At 65.8% G+C, this 20,622-nt stretch carries 18 protein-coding genes and 1 pseudogene; 12 read left to right on the forward strand and 7 right to left on the reverse strand.

Features of this window, described 5'->3' with window-relative positions; translation table 11 throughout:
• Positions 1 to 40: 40 nt before the first annotated feature.
• Both GA0061098_RS22080 and GA0061098_RS22085 read right to left on the reverse strand, forming a co-directional pair.
• On the reverse strand, positions 41 to 1,309 hold the full coding sequence (locus tag GA0061098_RS22080; RefSeq protein ID WP_091960912.1) for a serine hydrolase domain-containing protein: 1,269 nt from the start codon (positions 1,307 to 1,309) through the stop codon (positions 41 to 43).
• Positions 1,310 to 1,430: 121 nt separating this feature from the next.
• Positions 1,431 to 2,279, reverse strand: a complete 849-nt coding sequence (locus tag GA0061098_RS22085) for an SDR family oxidoreductase (protein WP_091960915.1) — start codon at positions 2,277 to 2,279, stop codon at positions 1,431 to 1,433.
• A 146-nt stretch (positions 2,280 to 2,425) separates the two neighbouring features.
• Here GA0061098_RS22085 and GA0061098_RS22090 point away from each other — a divergent pair, with 146 nt between their 5' ends.
• The gene (locus GA0061098_RS22090) at positions 2,426 to 3,175 is read left to right on the forward strand and encodes an HAD family hydrolase (RefSeq protein WP_091961168.1); all 750 of its coding nucleotides are present in this window, start codon (positions 2,426 to 2,428) and stop codon (positions 3,173 to 3,175) included.
• Positions 3,176 to 3,199: 24 nt separating this feature from the next.
• Here the strand turns inward: GA0061098_RS22090 and GA0061098_RS22095 are convergent, their stop codons facing one another.
• Both GA0061098_RS22095 and GA0061098_RS22100 read right to left on the reverse strand, forming a co-directional pair.
• Complete coding sequence (locus GA0061098_RS22095) at positions 3,200 to 3,607, reverse strand: nuclear transport factor 2 family protein (protein WP_091960917.1); 408 nt, start codon at positions 3,605 to 3,607, stop codon at positions 3,200 to 3,202.
• A gap of 86 nt (positions 3,608 to 3,693) precedes the next feature.
• Positions 3,694 to 5,178: a mannitol dehydrogenase family protein gene (locus tag GA0061098_RS22100; RefSeq protein WP_091960921.1), complete on the reverse strand. Its 1,485-nt coding sequence runs from the start codon at positions 5,176 to 5,178 to the stop codon at positions 3,694 to 3,696.
• 144 nt (positions 5,179 to 5,322) lie between these two features.
• On the opposite strand from GA0061098_RS22100, the gene GA0061098_RS22105 reads away from it, so the two are divergent.
• The 6 genes from GA0061098_RS22105 to uxuA all read left to right on the forward strand — a co-directional run bounded on the left by GA0061098_RS22105 (position 5,323) and on the right by uxuA (position 11,565).
• Positions 5,323 to 6,135 (forward strand): FadR/GntR family transcriptional regulator, encoded by an 813-nt coding sequence (locus GA0061098_RS22105; RefSeq protein WP_091960925.1) that lies wholly within the window; start codon positions 5,323 to 5,325, stop codon positions 6,133 to 6,135.
• 82 nt (positions 6,136 to 6,217) lie between these two features.
• Positions 6,218 to 7,183 carry a sialic acid TRAP transporter substrate-binding protein SiaP gene (locus GA0061098_RS22110; RefSeq protein ID WP_409362392.1) on the forward strand — a complete coding sequence of 322 codons (966 nt, stop codon included), beginning with the start codon at positions 6,218 to 6,220 and terminating at the stop codon, positions 7,181 to 7,183.
• A gap of 143 nt (positions 7,184 to 7,326) precedes the next feature.
• Complete coding sequence (locus GA0061098_RS22115; RefSeq protein WP_091960935.1) at positions 7,327 to 7,905, forward strand: TRAP transporter small permease; 579 nt, start codon at positions 7,327 to 7,329, stop codon at positions 7,903 to 7,905.
• Between the two features lie 4 nt (positions 7,906 to 7,909).
• Positions 7,910 to 9,316, forward strand: a complete 1,407-nt coding sequence (locus tag GA0061098_RS22120) for a TRAP transporter large permease (RefSeq protein ID WP_091960939.1) — start codon at positions 7,910 to 7,912, stop codon at positions 9,314 to 9,316.
• Entirely contained in the window at positions 9,313 to 10,362 is a 1,050-nt protein-coding gene (locus tag GA0061098_RS22125; protein WP_091960944.1) for an L-idonate 5-dehydrogenase, read from the forward strand. Before GA0061098_RS22120 ends, GA0061098_RS22125 begins: the two co-directional genes overlap by 4 nt.
• A 12-nt stretch (positions 10,363 to 10,374) precedes the next feature.
• Positions 10,375 to 11,565 carry a mannonate dehydratase gene (uxuA, locus tag GA0061098_RS22130; RefSeq protein WP_091960948.1) on the forward strand — a complete coding sequence of 397 codons (1,191 nt, stop codon included), beginning with the start codon at positions 10,375 to 10,377 and terminating at the stop codon, positions 11,563 to 11,565.
• A 33-nt stretch (positions 11,566 to 11,598) separates the two neighbouring features.
• On the opposite strand, the pseudogene GA0061098_RS22135 reads toward uxuA, so the two are convergent.
• A pseudogene (locus tag GA0061098_RS22135) lies at positions 11,599 to 12,392 on the reverse strand (aspartate/glutamate racemase family protein).
• A gap of 369 nt (positions 12,393 to 12,761) precedes the next feature.
• Between GA0061098_RS22135 and GA0061098_RS22140 the strand changes: the two are divergent.
• From GA0061098_RS22140 to GA0061098_RS22160, 5 genes are all read left to right on the forward strand, one after another.
• A complete protein-coding gene (locus GA0061098_RS22140) occupies positions 12,762 to 14,423 on the forward strand; it encodes a thiamine pyrophosphate-binding protein (RefSeq protein ID WP_091960952.1) in 1,662 nt (553 codons plus the stop codon).
• A gap of 3 nt (positions 14,424 to 14,426) precedes the next feature.
• Positions 14,427 to 15,692, forward strand: coding sequence for an NAD(P)/FAD-dependent oxidoreductase (locus tag GA0061098_RS22145; protein ID WP_091960955.1), 1,266 nt, complete (start codon positions 14,427 to 14,429; stop codon positions 15,690 to 15,692).
• Positions 15,693 to 15,701: 9 nt separating this feature from the next.
• Entirely contained in the window at positions 15,702 to 16,445 is a 744-nt protein-coding gene (locus tag GA0061098_RS22150) for an aspartate/glutamate racemase family protein (RefSeq protein ID WP_091960959.1), read from the forward strand.
• Positions 16,446 to 16,556: 111 nt separating this feature from the next.
• Complete coding sequence (locus tag GA0061098_RS22155; protein WP_245323470.1) at positions 16,557 to 17,261, forward strand: GntR family transcriptional regulator; 705 nt, start codon at positions 16,557 to 16,559, stop codon at positions 17,259 to 17,261.
• A gap of 24 nt (positions 17,262 to 17,285) precedes the next feature.
• The gene (locus GA0061098_RS22160) at positions 17,286 to 18,065 is read left to right on the forward strand and encodes an SDR family NAD(P)-dependent oxidoreductase (protein WP_091960965.1); all 780 of its coding nucleotides are present in this window, start codon (positions 17,286 to 17,288) and stop codon (positions 18,063 to 18,065) included.
• Positions 18,066 to 18,069: 4 nt separating this feature from the next.
• Here GA0061098_RS22160 and GA0061098_RS22165 read toward each other — a convergent pair whose 3' ends face one another.
• Both GA0061098_RS22165 and GA0061098_RS22170 read right to left on the reverse strand, forming a co-directional pair.
• Positions 18,070 to 18,864 carry an IclR family transcriptional regulator gene (locus GA0061098_RS22165; RefSeq protein WP_091960968.1) on the reverse strand — a complete coding sequence of 265 codons (795 nt, stop codon included), beginning with the start codon at positions 18,862 to 18,864 and terminating at the stop codon, positions 18,070 to 18,072.
• 17 nt (positions 18,865 to 18,881) lie between these two features.
• The gene (locus tag GA0061098_RS22170) at positions 18,882 to 20,615 is read right to left on the reverse strand and encodes an FAD-dependent oxidoreductase (RefSeq protein ID WP_091960971.1); all 1,734 of its coding nucleotides are present in this window, start codon (positions 20,613 to 20,615) and stop codon (positions 18,882 to 18,884) included.
• Positions 20,616 to 20,622 lie beyond the last annotated feature (7 nt).

Here is a 20,622-nt window from a genome sequence, read left to right on the forward strand (position 1 = left end):
GCCCGATCGGCCGCCCTTTCTCTTTCAATGCGTGCCGATCTTACTTCACCATCGCGCCATAGACGATGTCCTGAACCTGCTCGCGATAATACTTCCTGAGCTCGCCGGGCGCAGCCGTTCCCACCACGACGACGAGACGCTCCTTCGGGTCGCAGAAGAATTGCGTTCCGTAGGCGCCGTTCCAGGTGAACTCCCCGGGATTGCCGGGGACCGACGACAGCCCTTCGCTGGTGCGAACCGCGACCGAAAGGCCAAAACCGAAGCCGCCGCGATGCGGCTCGACATTGGCCACGTTGTTCTTGATCTCGGGGCCAAGGTGGTTGGTCGTCATGTGATGCACGGTCTTCGGACCGAGGATGCGCTGGCCGTCGAGCTCGCCGCCGTTGAGCAGCATCTGCCCGAAGCGGGCGTAGTCGCCGACCGTCGCAAACGAGCAGGCGCCGCCGCAGTCGAACTTGGTCGGGGTGTCGAGCAGCTTGATCGCCTGCGGCTTGCCCGTCAGCGGATCGTTGGCAAAGGGGCGGGCGAGGCGAGGGCGTTGCGCGTCGGTCGGGTGGAAGGTCGCGTCCTTCATGCCGAGCGGCTGCCAGACATTGGCGGCGAGATACTCGCCGAGCTTCTGCTCGCTCACCTTCTCGACGACGGCGCCGAGCACGTCGATCGAAAAACCGTATTCGAACTCGGTCGAGGGCTGATGCGCCAGCGGCAGTTTGGTGATGCGGTCGATGAACGCCTGGGTGTCGCCTTCGATCGCGGGTGCGACGCCGTCAGGATATTGCCGGGCCACCGGGCTCGAACTGTCGGGCCGGCCGCCATACATCAATCCGGAGGTGTGCCGGTAGAGATCGTGGATGAAGATCGGCGAGGCCTGCGGCTCCAGCTTGAGCGAACCGTTGGCCTCGGTCACGCCGACCTTCATGTCGGCAAAGCCGGGATAGTAATCGGACAGCTTGGCCTGGAGCGGCAGCCGTCCCTGCTCCATCAGCGTCAGGCTCGCGACCGCGGCCATCGGCTTGGTCATCGAGGCCAGCGCGAAGATCGCATCGATCGGCATCGGCGTGCCCTTGTCCGGATCCAGCATGCCGTAAGCCTTGTAGTGCACGAGCTTGCCGTCGCGCGCGATGGCGACCACCGCGCCGGGCACGCGCTTGGCGGCGATCTCGCGGGCGAAGAAATTGTCGAGGCGCGCAAGGCCCTGACTGGAGAAGCCGACGTCATCGGGTTTGGCTTCGGGCAGCGGCGCGGCGATGGCCGTGCCGAATGTGATGACGGCAGCCGCCGCCGCGATCATAGCGATCGTCTTGTTCATTATGTCCTCCCGCACGAGCTCGTTGTGTGAGTGGCTCGTTGCACGCCTAGATCACGACTGCACCGGCGCGAAGTCAAGCGCGGGCAGGGCATGTCTGGGACGTGCCGGACGCGGCGGTGCCTTATCGTGCTTCGCCTGCATGCCACAGCGCATCAAGGCCGTGCCGATAGGTTGGGTGGACAAGCGTGACGCCGAGCTCGCGCTTCAGTTTTGCGTTGGAGACGCGGGCGCTGCTGGCATAGAAGCTGCGGGCCATCGCCGACATCTCGGCCGTCGCGAACGCCTCTTCGGGCGGTGGCGCAACGCCCATCAGTTTCGCCGCATAGGCGATCACATCCTGCGGCGGCGCCGGCTCGTCGTCGCAGAGGTTCCAGATGCCGCCGCCTCGGTGGTGAATGGCAGCCATGATCGCGCTCGCGATGTCGTCGACGTGGATGCGGTTGAAGACCTGTCCCGGCTTGATGACGCGGCGGGCTGTCCCGGCCCGCAGTGTCGCCAGCGCGTTACGGCCGGGGCCGTAGATGCCCGCAAGCCGCAGGATCGCGGCATCGCCGCGCGCAATGTCCATCCAGGCCTGCTCGGCGGCAACCCGCATGCGGGCGCGGTCGAGCGTTGCCTGCGGCGGAGTACTCTCGTCGACCCAGCCGCCGGCGTGATCGCCGTAGACGCCGATGGTGGAGAGATAGACGATCTTGCGGCGGCCCGTCGCCAGCACATCGCCGAACGTGGCGATGGCGGGATCGGCGCTGCTACCGGGCGGGATCGATATGAGAAGGACATTGGCATCGCGGACCTGCTCGATCGTCTCGCGTGCGGGGGGCTCGCCGGAGAAGGCGTGGACCTCGATCCCGGCGAGGTCGTTCCGCTGCGCGGGATCGCGCACGGTGCCGGCGATATGCGAGAAGCTGCCGCCATGTTTGCGGGCGAAATGCCGCGCACTATAGCCGAGGCCAAGGATGAAGAGCCGCATGCGTCTCCTGTGCAGGTCGAAAGTTCCCGTCCGCGCCGTCGCGCGTCGTTTGCTCATAAGAGATTTTTGGGTCCGGCAAAAGATATTGCGATTTGTCTCGCCTCCTGCCTCGGGCGATGTTCGCCTGTCACAGGGAGGCATCGATCATGCAAGCAGAGGCGCTGGCTTTCGCACCGGCGCGTGAGCTGGTCCGGCGCGCCGCCGCGCTGATCTTCGACGTCGACGGCACCCTGGCCGAGACCGAGGAGCTGCATCGGCAGGCCTTCAACCATGCCTTCGCTCGCCACGGTCTCGACTGGCAGTGGGACCGCGCCGTCTACAAGGACCTGCTGCGGGTGACCGGCGGCAAGGAGCGCATGCGCGCCTACCAGGAAAGGCTAGGGATCGCGCCGGCCCTGTCGGATGCGGACATTGCAGCGCTTCACCGCATCAAGACCGCGCATTACGCCGGGCTGGTCGAAACCGGCTGCTGTTCCCTAAGGCCGGGCGTGATCGAGCTGCTCGCCGCGGCGAAGGCGCGCGGCCAGCGGCTCGCGATTGCGACCACGACCTCGCACGGCAACATCGATGCGCTGCTGTCGCAGGCGCTGGGGGCGGATTGGGCTGCAGAGTTCGACGCCATCGTCGCCGGTGACGACGTCAGGCACAAGAAACCCGCGCCGGACGTCTATCTGGAAACGCTGGCACGGCTGCAGCTGGACGCGGCCGACTGCGTCGCCATCGAGGATTCTGCCAATGGCCTGATCGCGGCCTCTCGCGCCGGCATTCCGGTTCTGATCACCCGGAGCATGTTCTTCGCGGATGATGATTTTTCCGCGGCGCGGGCCGTGCTGGATGACCTGTCGGAGCTCGGGGTCGCCAAACAAGAAACTGAAAAACAACCCCATGCACAGTAGCTCAAGCCCGGGTGCTGGCGGCGTTCAGTGGACCCGGTGGCTCGCTCTATCGTCCTCAGCCTGCTCGACAATCTGCGCGATCGGGCTCGACTGGTGGTGCACCAGGCGCCACTCGTCGCCAACGCGGCGAAAATGGTTGGCGGCGGCCAGAGCGGTGCCGTCGACGATCTCGATGCAGAGCACGCGGGCGCTGTCGCCGTCGACGATGACCTGCGGCTCGGCGCAGACGATCTGCGGCCGCTCCGGGTTTTGCAGGATGTCGCGCCAGCTTCCGATCACCGTGGCGCGCCCGATGATGGCCGGCCAACCGGGATGGATGCAGGAGATGCCGTCGTCGTCCGCCCACATTCGTTCCATGCCGTCGAAGTCGCCGGTCGAGAATGCGGCGTAAAAGGCCGCGTTGGCGGCGATGATCTTACTGTCTTTTGCCATCGCTCTCGGGTGGGGCAAGGCCAGGCAAAAATCAAGCGCGACTTCCGTTCGACTTTGAACGCAGTGCAGCATTGCCCGCTTTGTAGTCACACCGAGACGTGTGTCTCTACGGCACGCCGCGCGCCATCCTTGTAGAGCCGGCCGAGCGCCGTGGTCACGGCCTCGCGCAGGCGCGGCTCGGCGCCCAGCGGCCCGAATACCTTCTCGACCCCGAGCAGCGCAGGCGCGAGCCGCTCGGCAACAGGCCCGGCCTCGCGCGCCAGCGCGGCGAATTCGGCGGCGAGGGGATCGCGCACGTCGATGGTGCGGCCCTGCTCGTCGAGGCCGGCGACATAGCGCATCCAGCCGGCCACCGCGAGCGCATGCGTTGCGATCGGCAGGTCCCTCCCGAGGCGGTCCTGCATCGCACCGAGCAACCGCTGCGGCAGCTTTTGCGAGCCGTCCATTGCGATCTGCCAGGTGCGGTGATGCAGCGCCGGATTGGCAAAACGCTTGAGCAGCGAGGCGCGGTAGGCGGCAAGGTCGGTGCCGACAGGCATCGTCAGCGTCACCGCGGCCTCCTCCATCACTTGCGCGGCCAGGCGCGCGAAATGCGGATCCTGCATGGTGTCGGCGATGGTCTCGTAACCTGAGAGATAACCGAGATAGGCCAGGGCGGAATGGCTGGCATTGAGCAGCCGCAGCTTCATCAGCTCGAACGGCTTGACGTCGGCAACGAGCTCGACACCGGCGGCGGCAAGGTCGGGCCGGCCTGCCGTGAAGCGATCCTCGACCACCCATTGCGTGAACGGCTCGGTCATCACGGGCCAGGCGTCGCGCATGCCGAGCGCGTTCGCGACCGCATCGCGGTCGGCATCATTCGTCTCCGGCACGATGCGGTCGACCATGGTTGAGGGGAAAGCGGCATTATCCACGATCCACTTGCCGAGTTCCCTGGAGCGGAGCGCGGCGAACTGCGTCACGATGCGCTGCACGGTGTGGCCGTTGGCGGCGAGGTTGTCGCAGCACATCACGGTGAAGGGCGGGGCGCCCAGTGCGCGCCGCCGCGCCAGCGCAGCGACGATGAAGCCGGGCGCCGAGCGCGGCGCGTCGAAATTGTTCAGATCGTGCACGATATCAGGATGCCGTTCGTCGAGATCGCCAGTCTGCGGCGTGTGGCAATAGCCTTTCTCGGTGACCGTCAGCGAGACGATGCGAATGGCGGGATCGACCATCCGCTCGACCAACGCTGCCGGGCTTTCGCGCGCGACGAGGCTGTCGAGCAGCGCGCCGATGACGCGATGCTCGGTGCCTTCGGCGGCGCGCACGGCAACGGTGTAAAGATGATCCTGCGGGGCGAGGGCGTCGCGCGTATCCGGGCTGCGCAGGCTGGCGCCGACGATGCCCCAGGACGAGCTGCCTGCCGCAAGGCAATCGTCGATGACGACGGCCTGATGCGCGCGATGAAACGCGCCGAGGCCGAGATGCACGATGCCGGGCGTGATGCGCGACCGGTCGTAGGCCGGACGGCGGATGCCAGCTGCCAGCCGGTCGAGATTGGCGCGGCCAAGGCGCGTTGAACCTGGGCGCATGGACGTCTCCCCTTTGCTTTGCCGCTGCTTGACATGGCGCCCGTATCGGGTCAATGCTCCGGTCAATTGGTAAGACCAATTTTCCAAAATTGGCGGGCCGTGGGCATTTCAGGTGCCCCGCGCGACCCTTTCGGGAGGACCAGCGTGCCGCTGGAAGCTGTGGAGGCGAGACGGCTTTATCGCCAGGTCGCCGATCAATTGCGAAGCCTGATCGACAGCGGCGAGTACGCGGTCGGCAGCCGCTTGCCGACCGAGCGCGAGCTCGCCGAGCAGCTCAGGGTGTCGCGGCCGACTGTGCGCGAAGCCCTGATCGCGCTCGAGGTCGAAGGCCGCCTGCGCATCCGCGTCGGCTCCGGCATCTATGTGATCGAGCCTGCCGCAATCGCCGCGCCCGCAGCCGCGTCCGTCATCGAGGGCCCGTTCGAGCTGCTGCGCGCCCGCGAGTTCCTCGAAAGCGCCATCGCCGAACAGGCCGCGCGCGTCGCCACCAGGGACGACATCGCCCGCATCGACGCCTCGCTCCTCGCGATGGAGAATGTCGAGCATCCCGGCGAAGCCTCGATGGTGCACGACCGCGCATTCCACGTCGCGATCGCCGGCAGCCTCGGCAACGCCGTTCTGGTGCGCGTGGTCGGCGAGCTGTTCGACCAGCGCCTCAATCCCTATTTCGCGCAGCTCGCGCATTATTTCGAAAGTCCGGGCACCTGGCGCACCGCGCTCGACGAGCATCGCGCCGTGCGCGAGGCGATCGCGGCGCACGATCCGCAAGCCGCGCGCGAGGCGATGCGCGCTCATCTGGCGCGGTCGCAGGAGCGCTTCGCGCAGAATTTCGGCGCCGAGAACGCGCCGGGATCGTCTTCGGGGCGGAGCCGCACCGCGCGATCCCCGGCGAAGCCGGCGGCACCAAAGCGTCCACCGAAGAAGCAGGCCAAGAGCGGCAGCGCGCGGCGGCGATGAGATTGTACGGCCCGCATCCGTGCTGGGGCGGGCGAACAAGAAGCAGACTTGAACGATGGAGGAAAAGTCGATGTTGAAGAAAATGACGATTGCAGCAGTGATGTCCGCCGCAACGCTGTTGGCTGCCACCCAGGCCAGCGTGGCGCAGACCAAGCTCAAATGGGCCCATGTCTACGAGACCTCGGAGCCGTTCCACACCGCTTCGGTCTGGGCCGCGCAGGAGATCGGCAAGCGCACCAACGGGCGCTATGCGATCGACGTCTATCCGGCCTCGCAGCTCGGCAAGGAAGCCGACATCAACCAGGGCCTGTCGCTCGGCTCGGTCGACATCATCATCTCCGGCTCGAGCTTCGCGGCCAAGAGCTTCCCCCCGATCGGCGTGACCTATTATCCCTATACGTTCCGCGATGCCGATCATCTGCTCGCCTACACCAAGAGCGACATCTTCAAGGAGCTCGCCAAGGGCTATGAGGACAAGAGCGGCCACCACATCGTCGCGGTGACCTATTACGGCGTACGCCAGACCTCGTCGAACAAGCCGATCAAGACCTGCGCCGACATGAAGGGCCTGAAGATGCGCGTGCCGGACGTGCCGGCCTATCTCGCGATGCCGCGCGCCTGCGGCGCCAACACCGCGCCGATCGCCTTCGCCGAAGTCTATCTCGCGCTCCAGAACGGCACCGTCGAGGCCCAGGAAAACCCGCTGACCACCATCGAGGCCAAGAAGTTCTACGAGGTGCAGAAGCACATCGTGCTGACCGGCCATATCGTCGATCACCTCAACACGGTTGTCGCCGGCGCGCTGTGGAAGAAGCTCTCCGACGAAGACAAGAAGATCTTCACCGACGTCGCCCAGGAGGCCGCCGCCAAGGCGACCGCGGAGATCAAGCAGAACGAGGCCAAGCTGGTCGCCTTCTTCAAGGAGAAGGGCTTGAGCGTGACCGAGGTCGACAAGAACGAGTTCCGCGACACCGTGCTGAAGAACGTCGCCTTCGAGACCTTCGGCTATCGCAAGGCTGACTGGGAAAAGATCCAGGCGGTGAAATAACTAGCGCTGTCGTTCCGGGGCTCGCGAAGCGAGAACTACGGTGCGCAATTGCGCACCTGAGAACCTCGAGATTCCGGGTTCGGCTCTTCGAGCCGCCCCGGAATGACGTGTTAATCACGTGCTGCAAGTTTGAGGAGCAACCCATGTCCACCGCCGAAATACACCGGCAGATCACCGCGGACGAGATCGCCCATACCTTCGAGGAGGAGGCGACGCCGAAGGTCGACCTCGGCATCTACGCGTTCGAGGACTGGGTGGCGCTCGCGATCTTCTGGGTGATGGCGCTCGCCGTCTTCCTCCAGTTCTTCACCCGCTACGTGCTCAACGACAGCTACGCCTGGACCGAGGAGATCGCGACCTATTGCCTGATCGGCGTGGTCTTCATCGGCGCCTCGATGTGCGTGCGGCTGTCGCGGCACATCCAGGTCGACCTCGTCTATCGCTACCTGCCGCACCTCGTGGCGCGGGCTCTGTCGACGGTGATCGACCTGATCCGGATCGCCTTCTTCGGCTACGCCATCAAGCTGGTCTGGGTCTACATCCAGATCATCGGCGACGAGCAGATGACGACGATCAATTTTCCCAAGAACTACGTCTATTACGCCGTGCTGCTCGGCTTCGTGCTGATGTTCGTGCGCTCGTTGCAGGCGGCGCTGCAACACTGGCGGCAAGGCTACTCGGTCCTCGAACGACCAGGTGCCTATGACGGATCGGAGATTTGACATCATGCTGCTGTTGCTCGGAGGCTTTCTCATCCTGATGCTGCTCGGCGTTCCAGTGGCGATCGCCATGGCCGCGTCGTCGCTGCTCTACATCCTGGTCAGCGGCGTGACGCCCGACGTCACGCTGGCGCAGCGCATGATCGCCGGCGTCGAGAGCTTTCCGCTGCTCGCCGTGCCGTTCTTCATCCTGGCCGGCAACCTCATGAACATCGCCGGCGTCACCGGCCGCATCTATAAATTCGCGGTCGCCCTGGTCGGCTGGATGCGCGGCGGCCTCGGCCACGTCAACATCATCGGCTCGGTGATCTTCTCCGGCATGTCCGGCACCGCGATCGCGGATGCCGCCGGTCTCGGCACCATCGAGATCAAGGCGATGAAGGACCACGGCTACTCCACCGAGTTCTCGGTCGGCGTCACCGCGGCTTCGGCGACGCTCGGGCCGATCATCCCGCCGTCGCTGCCCTTCGTGATCTACGGCATGATGGCGAACGTCTCGATCGGCGCGCTGTTCCTCGGCGGCGTCATCCCGGGCGTCGTGCTGACGCTGTTCATGATGGCGACGGTCACTTATTTCGCGCACAAGAACAAATGGGGCAGCGACACACCGTTCTCCTGGCCGCAGCTCGGCTCGGCCGGGCTCGAGATCCTCATCGTGCTGTCCTTCCCGATGGCGATCTGGCTGATGGTGCTGGCCGGCCTCTCGATCAACGTCGCCGTGGTCATCGGCCTCGGCACGTTGCTGGCAATCGACTGGTACTTCGACTTCTCGGCGGTGATGGCGCTGATGGCGCCGGTGATCCTGATCGGCGGCATGACGCTCGGCTGGTTCACGCCGACGGAAGCCGCGGTCGCCGCCGTGATCTGGTCGCTGTTCCTCGGTCTCGTCCGCTACCGCACCATGACGCTGCAGACGGTGGCGAAGGCGACGTTCGACACCATCGAGACCACGGCCTCGGTGCTGTTCATCGTCACCGCCGCCTCGATCTTCGCCTGGCTGCTGACGGTGTCGCAGGCGGCGCAGACGCTGTCGGACTGGATGCTCAGCGTCACCCACAACAAATGGGTGTTTTTGGCGCTCGCCAACATCCTGATCCTGTTCGTCGGCTGCTTCATCGACACCACGGCGGCGATCACCATCCTGGTGCCGATCCTGCTGCCGATCGTGCTCAAGCTCGGCATCGATCCGATTCATTTCGGCCTGATCATGACGCTGAACCTGATGATCGGCCTGTTGCATCCGCCGCTCGGCATGGTGCTATTCGTGCTCGCCCGCGTCGCCAAACTCTCGGTCGAGCGCACCACGGTCGCGATCCTGCCCTGGCTGGTGCCGCTGATGCTCGCGCTGATCGCAATCACCTACATTCCCGAACTGACCCTCTGGCTGCCTAAATACATGGGACTCTCCAAATGACCTCCTCCGCTCTCGCCGCTACCCTGTTCGGGCCCGAAGATCTGCGCATGGTCGAGCATCCGCTCGACAAGCTCGCGGACGGCATGGTGCGCATCCGCTTCGGCGCCGGCGGCATCTGCGGCTCAGACATGCACTATTTCCGCCATGCCCGCACCGGCGATTTCGTGGTGAAGTCGCCGCTGGTGCTCGGCCACGAGATTTCGGGCGAGGTCGTGGAGATCTCCGGCGCGGCTGCAAACCTGAAGGTCGGCGACCGCGTCGCCGTCAATCCGTCGCGCTGGTGCGGCCATTGCGTCGCCTGCCGCGAGGGCCGGCCGAACCTGTGCGAGAACATCTACTTCATGGGCTCGGCCTCGAAGACGCCGCACATGCAGGGCGGTTTTGCGAACTATTTCGACGCGATCCCCGCGCAGTGCGTGAAGATTCCCGACCATGTGTCCTACCAGGCCGCAGCCCTGGCCGAGCCGCTTTCGGTCTGCCTGCACGCGGTTGCGCGCGCCGGCAACATCGAGGGCAAGCGCGGCATCATCTTCGGTGCCGGCCCGATCGGGCTTCTGACCATGCTCGCCGCGCACCGCGCCGGCATGGCCGACGTGACGGTCGCCGACATCGCGCCGGCGCCGCTGGCTTTTGCGACCAAGCTCGGTGCTTCGCATGTCGAGAACGTGTCGGCCGGGGAAGAGGGCCTGAAGGCGCAGGCTGCGTCCCGTCCCTACGACGTCGCGTTTGAAGTCTCCGGCACGGCCGCGGGCCTTGCGAGCGCCATCGGCATCGTCAGGCGCGGCGGCATCGTGGTGCAGATCGGCAATCTGCCGGGCGGCCAGATCCCGACGCCGTCGAATGCGGTGATGGCGAAGGAGATCGACCTGCGCGGCTCGTTCCGCTTCGGCTTCGAATTCTCAACCGCCGTGGAACTGATCTCCAATGGCAGCGTCGACGTGCTGTCGCTGGTCACGGCCGAGCGTCCGCTGTCGACCGCGCCCGATGCGCTCAGGCTGGCGCTCGACCGCTCGCAGAGCGTCAAGGTCGTGCTGATCGCGAACTGATCGGAGGGATCCATGATGTTAGAGGGATGGCGCTGGTACGGGCCCGACGATCCTGTGTCGCTCGACGATGTCAGGCAGGCCGGGGCGACCGACATCGTCTCGGCGCTGCATCAGGTGCCGATCGGCGAGGCCTGGACCCGCAAGGCGGTCGAGGAGCGCAAGAACTTCATCGAGCGCGGCCAGCCGGGGCGCTCGCAGCTGACCTGGTCGGTGGTGGAATCGATTCCGATCCCCGACGACGTCAAGCGGCTTGGCGGCAAGGCGACCAAGTCGATCGAGGCCTGGATCGCGAGCCTCGAAGCTGTCGCGGCCTCTGGCATCAAGATCATCTGCTACAATTTCATGCCTGTGGTCGACTGGTGCCGCACTGACCTCGAGTGGGAGCTGCCGAACGGGGCCCGCGCCATGCGCTTCGACCAGGACCGCTTTGCCGCCTTCGAGCTGCATATCCTCAAGCGGCCGGCCGCGGTCCAGGAATATTCGCCCGAGCAGCAAGCGCGCGCGAAAGCGCTGTTCGAGAAGATGAGACAGGCCGATATCGACTATCTCGTCATGGTCATTGCCAGCGCGCTGCCGGGCTCGACCACCGAGCCGATGACCATCCCGCAATTCCGCGACCGGCTCGAGACCTATCGCGACATCACGCCAAAAATCCTGCGGCAGCATCTCGCCGAATTCCTCAAGCGCGTGACGCCGGTGGCCGAGCAGCTCGGGGTGTCCTTGACCCTGCATCCGGACGACCCGCCGCGGCCGCTGTTCGGCCTGCCGCGTATCGCCTCCAGCGCTGATGACTATCAGGCGCTGTTCGACGCCGTACCGTCGAAGGCCAACGGCATCTGCCTGTGCACGGGCTCGCTCGGCGTGCGCGCTGAGAACAATCTGCCTGAAATGGCCGAGCGTTTCGGCCCGCGCATTGGGTTCGCCCATCTCCGCGCCACCAAGCGCGAGGCCGACGGGCTGTCGTTCTACGAATCCGATCATCTCGACGGCAACGTCGACATGGTCGCGGTGCTCAAGGCGCTGCTCAAGGAGAACGCGCGGCGTGCACCGGACAAGCAAATCGTGTTTCGCCCCGATCACGGCCACCGCATGCTCGACGACCTCGCCGCCACCAAGCGCACCAACCCCGGCTACACCGCGATCGGCCGCCTGCGCGGTCTCGCCGAGCTTCGCGGCGCGATCCGCGCGATCGAGCATCGGTGATAGAGGCGGGGCTCGGCGACGGCCGACATCGCATCACCCGATGGCGAAATCTGCCGCCGTCTCAGCGTGAATGGCCGTCGTGTCGAACGTCTCCACTGATGTGTCGTCAGGGCCGACCAGCATCGTGATCTCGGTGCAGCCGAGGATGATGCACTCCGCACCGGCGGCGACCAGCGCTGCCATCACCTCCTGGTAGCGGTGGCGCGAGGGATCTGCGACAACCCCAAGGCACAGCTCCTCGTAAATGATGCGGTTCACGTCGGCGCGCGCCTCAGTGGGAGGAACCAGCACGTCGAGATCATGCGCGCGCAGCCGGTCGATGTAGAAGTCCTCCTCCATCGTGAACTTGATGCCGAGCAGCCAACCCGCCGATATCCTTTCGCCCGGATCCGCTGCGCCGTCGCGTCGCCAAGGTGGATGAACGGAACGGTCACGCTGGAGATGATGTCGGGCGCCAGCTTGTGCATCGTGTTCGTGCACAGCACGATCGCTCGCGCGCCGGCGCCCTCAAGACGCCGCGCGACCTCTGCCAGGCTGGCCGCCGCCTCGCTCCAGCGACCCGCGTATTGCATCTGCTTGATCTCTTCGAAATCGTAGGAATACAGCAACAGCGGAGCCGAATGCAGCTTGCCGATGCGGTCGCGGACCCGCTCATTGATGAGCTTGTAGTAGAGCGCCGTGCTCTCCCAGCTCATGCCCCCGATCAGACCGATGGTTTGCATCCGGTGTCCTCGACGATTTGGTTTCGGCCGGATCGTAAACGAAGACGTCGAAGCCCGGTAGCCCATCGCTTGATTGCGGCTTAATGCACCGTCAGGCCTAACCATCTCAGCGCTCGTAGCCCGGATGGAGCGTTAGCGTAATCCGGGGCCTTCGCCCGGCTCTCACACCGTCCCGGATTACGCTGGCGCTCCATCCGGGCTACGCCATCGTGGCTGTGTCGCCCGCTACGCTAACAGGCGTTGCGTCCGGGACAGGCAGGCGGCGGTGTATCAACCGCAATTCCTCCACCAAGCCCGACAAATGGGCGGTCGTGCAAACGGCAAAGGCGGGCATGACGCCTGCGCAGGGGGCGAAAAGCCTTTCGATCTTGCGCGCTCTACCTGCCTGTCCTACGCCAGCGTCGAACCAAATGATCGAGAGGCGGTGAGGCGCATCGCCCAAGCCTTGATCGCCAGAGCCTTGAGGGAGCCGTCATGACCATCCGCAACACCCGCACCGGGGGCCAGATCCTGATCGATCAGCTCGTCGCCCAGGGCGTCGAGCGCGTCACCTGCGTGCCGGGCGAGAGCTATCTCGCCGCGCTCGATGCGCTGCATGACAGCCCGATCGACGTCATGATCTGCCGCGCCGAGGGCGGCGCGGCGATGATGGCGGAGGCCTATGGCAAGCTCACGGGCCGGCCCGGCATCTGCTTCGTCACCCGCGGCCCCGGCGCGACCAATGCCAGCCACGGCGTCCACATCGCGATGCAGGATTCGACGCCGATGATCCTGTTCGTCGGCCAGGTCGACACCGGCATGCGCGAGCGCGAGGCGTTCCAGGAGCTGGACTACAAGGCGGTGTTCGGCACCATGGCGAAGTGGGCGGTCGAGATCGATCGTCCCGATCGCATTCCGGAGCTGGTGGCGCGCGCCTTCCGCGTCGCCATGCAGGGCCGTCCCGGTCCCGTCGTGATCTCGCTTCCGGAGAACATGCTGACCGAGACCGCCGCCGTAGCCGATGCCATGCGCATCGAGCCTGCCGTGAGCTGGCCCGCGCCGGCCGATATCGAAAAGCTCGGTGTCATGCTCGCCGGCGCCAAGGCGCCGCTCGTCATCCTCGGCGGCTCGCGCTGGACCGATGACGCCACCAAGAGCATTGCCCGCTTTGTCGAGCGCTTCGACCTGCCGGTCGCGACCTCGTTCCGCCGGGCCTCGCTGATCGATGCCGACCATTCGCATTATGCCGGCGATCTCGGCATCGGGCCGAGCCCGGGCCTGAAGGCGCGCATCGATAACGCCGATGTCGTTCTTCTCGTCGGTGGCCGCATGTCGGAAATGCCGTCCTCGTCCTACACGCTGCTCGATATTCCGAACCCGCAGCAGAAGCTGATCCATGTGCATCCGGGCTCCGAAGAGCTCGGCCGCGTCTATCAGCCGGCGCTCGCGATCCAGGCGACGCCCGCCGCGTTCGCCGCCGCGGTCGAGACGCTCAAGCCATCAGGCGCGGTGGCCTGGAAGGGCGAGGCCGCCAAGGCGCACGCCGATTATCTCGCCTGGACCGAGAAGGCCCGCGAGCTGCCGGGCACGTTCCAGTACGGCCAGGTCATGACCTGGCTGCGCGACCGGCTGCCGAAGGACGCGATCGTCTGCAACGGTGCCGGCAATTATGCCGGCTGGATTCACCGCCATCACCGCTTCCACAGCTTTGCGGCGCAGCTGGCGCCGACCTCAGGCTCGATGGGCTACGGCGTCCCGGCGGCGGTTCTCGCCAAGCGGCAATATCCGGATCGCACCGTCGTCGCCTTTGCCGGCGACGGCTGCTTCCTGATGAACGGTCAGGAGTTCGCGACCGCCGTGCAGTATGACGCGCCGCTGGTCGTGATCGTGGTCGACAATTCGCAATACGGCACCATCCGCATGCATCAGGAGCGCGACTATCCCGGCCGCGTCGTCGGCACCCAGCTCAAGAATCCCGACTTTGCAATGTACGCGAAGGCGTTTGGCGGCCATGGCGAGCGCGTCGAGCGCACGGAAGAATTCGCGCCGGCGTTCGAGCGTGCGCTGGCCTCCGGCAAGCCGTCGATCCTCCACTGCATCATCGATCCGCGCGCGATCTCGGTCGGCAAGGACTTTGCGCCCGCGGTGAAGGCGTAGGCGATGACGACCGGTCGCCACGTTGCGATCATCGGAGCCGGCGCGGTCGGTGTCATCAGCGCCATCGAGGCGCTGCGCGAGGGCCATCGCGTCACGCTGATCGATCCGGGCGAGCCCGGCGGCGAACAGGCGGCGAGCTATGGCAATGCCGGCTGGCTGTCGTCGCATTCGGTGATCCCGCCGGCGGAGCCGGGCATCTGGAAGAAGGTGCCCGGTTATCTGATGGACCCGCTCGGGCCGCTCGCGATCCGCTGGTCGTATCTGCCGAAAGCGCTGCCCTGGCTGGTCAAATATTTGCTCTCGGGCTGGACCGAGGCGCGGGTCGAGAAGACCGCCTTTGCGCTGCGCGACCTGTTGAGGGACGCGCCGCTGCTGCACCGGAAGCTGGCGGAAGAAGCGGGCGTTTCTGAATTGATCGAGCGCAATGGCGTGATGCATGTGTTTCCGTCGCGCGGCAATTTCGACAACGATCTCGGCTGGCGCCTGCGCAAGAAGGTCGGCGTCGAGTGGATGGAGCTCAACGCCGACGAGATGCGCCAGCGCGAGCCCGATCTGCATGCGCGCTACACCTTTGGCGTGGTGGTGGAGGAGGCCGGGCGCTGCCGCGATCCCGGTGCTTATGTCGCGGCGCTTGCCAATCATGCGATCGCGAGCGGCGTTACGCATGTGCGGGCCAGGGCGACCGGCTTGAGGTTGAATGGCGACAAGCTCGTGGCCGTCATTACCGAGACCGGCGAGATCGCCTGCGATGCTGCCGTCGTCGCGGCCGGAGCCCGCTCGAAGCAGCTCACCGCATCGGTCGGCGATCCCTTGCCGCTCGAGACCGAGCGCGGCTATCACGTCATGATCGAGCACCCGGAATCAGGTCCGCGCAGCTCGATGATGGCGTCGGATGCGAAGATGGTGGTGAACTGGACCGATAAGGGCCTGCGCGCCGCCGGCACCGTCGAGATCGCCGGCCTCGAGGCCGCGCCGAACTGGAAGCGCGCCGAGATCTTGCGCAACCACCTCATCAGCATGTTTCCAAAACTTCCGAAAGATATTCCGCCCTCGCGCATCAAGACCTGGTTCGGGCATCGGCCGAGCATGCCGGACGGACGCCCCTGCATCGGCTATGCGCGCGCCTCGCGCGACATCGTCTATGCCTTCGGCCATGGCCATGTCGGTCTGGTCGGCTCGGCCCGCACCGGCCGGCTCGTCGCGCAGCTCCTCAGCGGCAAGCCGCCTGAAATTCCGCTGGCGCCGTTTGCGCCCGAACGTTTCCTCTGAGGTCGCAGCATGACCCATTCAGCCAACTCGTCCTCCCGCATCGCTCGCGGCGGCAAGGCCATCTATGGCGCGCCGCTCGGCATTTTGATGCTGGAAGCGCGCTTCCCCCGCATTCCCGGAGACATGGGGAACGGCACGACCTGGCCATTCCCCGTGCTCTATCGCGTGGTGAGCGGCGCTTCGCCGGAGAAGGTGGTGCTGGAGGGCGCGGCGGGCCTGCTGCCCGACTTCATCGATGCGGCCAAGGATCTGGTCCGGCTCGGCGCCGAGGCCATCACCACCAATTGCGGCTTTCTCTCGCTGTTCCAGAAGGAGATCGCCGCCGCAGTCGGCGTTCCCGTCGCGACCTCGTCGCTGATGCAGGTGCCGTGGGTGCAGGCGACCTTGCCGCCGGGCAAGCGCGTCGGCCTCGTCACGGTGTCGGGCTCGACCTTGACGCCGGCCCATCTCGAAGGCGCGGGGGTACCGCTCGACACCCCGCTGGTCGGCACCGAGAACGGCAAGGAATTCTTCCGCGTCCTGATCAAGGCCGAGAAGGACGACATGGACATCGCGCAGGCCGAGCGCGACGTGGTCGAGGCCGGCAAGCAGCTCGTTGCCAAAAATCCCGATGTCGGCGCGATCGTGCTCGAATGCACCAACATGCCGCCTTATGCGGCGGCGCTTCAGGCCGAGGTCGGCCTGCCGGTCTACGACATCTATTCCATGATCACCTGGTTTCACGCCGGACTGCGCCCGCGCGTCTTTGCGTGATTCCGATCGTCGCAAAAGGCTTGAGTAACTTCTGCTAGCTCTGCCCCCGCGCATTGCCATCGCGCCCGCGTCCCCCCTATATTCGGCTGTGTTCGAGCCCAAGTGCAACTTATGAACAGCAACGTGGAACTCGCTTCCGACAGTATCGTCGATCGTGTCTATGAACAGCTCAAGGCAATGGCCGTGAACTACGCGTTCAAGCCGGGCGAACGGCTCAACGAAGGCGAGCTCGCCAAACGCCTCGGCGTCAGCCGTACGCCGCTGCGCGAGGCGCTGAACCGTCTCAACACCGAGGGTTTCCTGCGCTTCACGCCGGGCAAGGGTTTCTTCTGCCGCGAGCTCGACGCGCGCGAGATCTTTGATCTCTACGAGTTGCGCAAGTCGATCGAGGTCGCCTCGATCCGCCTTGCCATCAAGCGCGCCAGGGACGAAGATATCGACTCGCTCTTGAAGTTCCTCGAAGCCACCGGCCCCGATCCCGGCGAGCGCTCCTCGCTGGAGCAGGTTGAGCTCGACGAGACCTTTCACGAGCGGCTGATGGCGATGTCTGAAAATGCCGAGATGCTGCGCGTGCTGCGCAACGTCAACGCCCGCATCCGCTTCGTGCGCTGGATCGACATGGACCGCGTCAACCGCTCCAATACGCAAGGCGAGCACCGCGCCGTGGTCGAAGGCCTCAAGGCGCGCAATGAGGGGATTTGCGTCTCCGTGCTGGAAAAGCACATCGACCGCCGCCTCGACCGCATCACCGCCGCGATCAAGGAAGGCTACGCGCAGATTTACATGCCGGCGACGACGCGGTCGGCGGCGAATTGAAGTTCTCTTATCTGGAGTGAGACCATGAAGCTATCCGGTAAGGTCGCCGCCATCACTGGCGCAGCGCGCGGCATCGGCAAGGCCTGCGCGAAGAGATTTTTGGATGACGGCGTCAAGGTCGTGATCTCGGATGTCGATGCCGAGGGCCTCGCCAAGGCGGCTGCCGAGCTCGGACATCCGGAGGCCTTGCGCACCGTCGTCGGCAACGTCGCCAAGCGCGCCGATGTCGACCAGCTCGTCGCCACCGCCGTGAAGGAATTCGGCCGGCTCGACATCATGGTCAACAATGCCGGCGTCGCCCGCAACCGGGACATTCTCGAGATTTCCGAGGACGAATTCGACGAGATCATCGGTATCAATTTGAAGGGCGCGTTCTTCGGCGTGCAGGCGGCGGCGAAGCAGATGATCGCGCAAGGCGGCGGCGGGGTCATCATCAACATGTCCTCGGTGAACGCGCTGCTGGCGATCCCGGCGCTGGCGACCTACGCGATGTCCAAGGGCGGCATGAAGCAGCTCACCTCGGTCGCCGCGGTCGCGCTCGCCCCGCACAACATCCGCGTCGTCGCGGTCGGACCGGGCACGATTTTGACCGACATGGTGGCGTCATCCATCTACACCTCCGAGGATGCCCGCAAGACCGTGATGTCACGCACGCCGGCAGGCCGCGGCGGCGAGCCGAGCGAGGTGGCCTCGGTCGTCGCGTTCCTGGCGAGCGACGATGCGTCCTACATCACCGGGCAGACGATCTATCCTGATGGCGGAAGGCTGATCCTGAATTACACGGTGCCGGTGAAGGACAAGTAGGCCCTCACTCCGCCGCGACCGTCATCCCGTAACCCAGCCGCTTCGAGATACCGCCGGCGCAGTCGCGCAAGGCATGCGCGATCGGGCTGTCCCAGCGCGCATCGAACGTGCCTTCAGGCCCCATCGCCGTGATCACCAGCGCGACATGGCCGGAATGATCGAACACGGGGGCCGAGAACGCGTTGACGCCGGGCAGGGGATCGCCGAGCGCGCGGGCGAGACCGTGCTTGCGGACCTCCGTCAGCATCTCGGCGACCTTCGGGCCCTTCACGGTGCGCTTCGGATTGTAGCCGACGCCGTGACGATCGAGGCCGCTCTCGAGCGCGGCGTTGATGGTCTTCTCCGGCAGGAACGCCGCAAAGGCGCGGCCCGTGGCCGTCTCCAGCAGCGCCATCACCGAGCCCGCGCGCATCACGATGTGGACCGGCTGGGCCGGCTCTTCGAGCTGGACGACGGTCGGGCCGTACGTGCCCCAGACTGCCAGTGAGACCGCATGTCCGATCTGGCTCGCGAGCGCGGCGATCTTCGGTCTTGCGATGCGCACGCCGGAGAGGCGGCGCAGGCTGATCAGGCCGAGCTCCAGCGCCAGCGCGCCGATCTCGTAGCGGCCGGTGGTCTCGTCCTGCTCGATCAGCCCGATGCGGGAGAAGCTGGCGAGGTAAGGGTGCGCCTTGGCCGGCGACATGCCGGCCTCGCGCGCGAGATCGCGCAGCATCATCGGCTCGCCGCACCTTGCGAGCGCGCGGAGCAGCTCTCCGCCGACCTCGATGGACTGGATGCCGCGGCTTTCCCTCTTCATGCGCCTCCTGGCGTGGCTTACGCCGCGTCGCGCTTGGCGGCGCTGTCGGCGAGATGACGGCCGGCAATGTAGCCGAAGGTCAGCGCTGGCCCAAGCGTAATGCCGGCCCCCGGGTAATTGCCGCCCATGATGCTCGCCATGTCGTTGCCGGCGGCATAGAGCCCGGGAATGACCCGGCCCTCGGCATCGAGCGCCCGCGCGTTCTCGTCGGTGACGATGCCGGCATAGGTGCCGAGGTCGCCGACCACCATCTTGATGGCATAGAACGGCCCGTTCTCGATCGGCGCGACGCAGGGGTTGGGGCCGTGCATCGCGTCGCCCTGGTAGCGGTTATAGGCCTTCGAGCCCTTGCCGAAGGCGGCATCATGGCCTTGCGGCGCGGTGGCATTGAACTGCTTGACGGTATCGATGAACGCCGCCGCGTCGATGCCGGTCTTGGCCGCCAGCGCCTCCAGCGTATCGCCGCGCATGAGATAGCCGGTATCGAGGTGATGACCCAGCGGCATCGGGAAGGGCGGCACGCAGCCGAGGCCGTATTTGCGCAGCGTCTTGTGATCGCAGACGAGGAAAGCGGCGATCTCCTCGCCGGGCTTGGCGGCCTTGATCATGGCCTGAACGAAGTCGTGATAGGAATTGCCCTCATTGGCAAAGCGCTTGCCGTCTCGCATCACCGCGATCACGCCGGGTTTGGCGCGATCGATGAAATGGGGCATCACGCCCTTCGAGCCGTCCTTGCGCGTGGTCAGCGACACCGGCACCCAGGCCGCCGCGTTCGGCAGCCGATCCTCGATATGTCCGCCGGCGCGCTCCGCAAGACGCAATCCATCGCCGGTGTTGCCGGTCGGCCCCGGCGAGAAATGCTCGTTGCCGGTCGGCGTGTGCGGAAACATTTTTCTGCGGCGTTCGACATCATGCGGGAAGCCGCCGCAGGCCAGCACGACGCCTTGCCTCGCGCGGATTCGCACCTCGCGTCCCTCGCGCGAAACGATCGCGCCGGTGACCGCGCCGTTCTCGACCGTCAGCTCGCGCACCGGCGAGGACAGCCACATCGGAATCTTCAGATCCTGCGCGGATTTCGCCAGCCGTCCGGCCAGCGCATTGCCGTTGGTCAACGTCATGCCGCGGCCGTAACGCAGCACGTCCATCAGGTGACGCGACAAGCGCTTGGCGACGTAGACCGCGGAAGTCAGCGACTTCGTCACCCGCATGAAGTGGATGATCTCCTTGCCGCTTCCCAGCATCATGCCGAACACGGTCAGCTCGGGGAGCGGCATGCCCAGCGTCTTGATGAGGTCGCCGAGCTCGCGGCCGTCGAACGGGCGCGTTACCATGGAGCGACCGCCTTGCGCGCCGCCGGGTGCTTCGGCGTGATAGTCGGGAAACACCAGCGGCATGTCGAAGCGGAGCGCGGTCTTGGCGGTGAAGAAATCGACGGCCTCGGGACCGGCCGAGAGAAATGCATCGACGCGCGCGGCGTCGTAATTGTTGCCGGCCTCATGCCGCAAATAGGTGCGGGACTGCTCCGGCGTCTCGGCGATGCCGTAGGCCTTTGCCAGCGAGGTGCCGGGAATCCAGAGCCAGCCGCCGGAACGGGCGGTGGTGCCGCCGAAGCGCGGCTCCTTCTCAACGATCAGGACATTCAGGCCGCGATGGCGCGCGGTGATCGCGGCCGACATGCCGGAGCAGCCTGATCCGGCCACGAGCACATCGCACTCGTAAGTCTCAATTGCGCTATGCTCGCTGCCGGTCATCTTGGCC

It is taken from the genome of Bradyrhizobium shewense, assembly GCF_900094605.1.
Lineage (GTDB): Bacteria > Pseudomonadota > Alphaproteobacteria > Rhizobiales > Xanthobacteraceae > Bradyrhizobium > Bradyrhizobium shewense.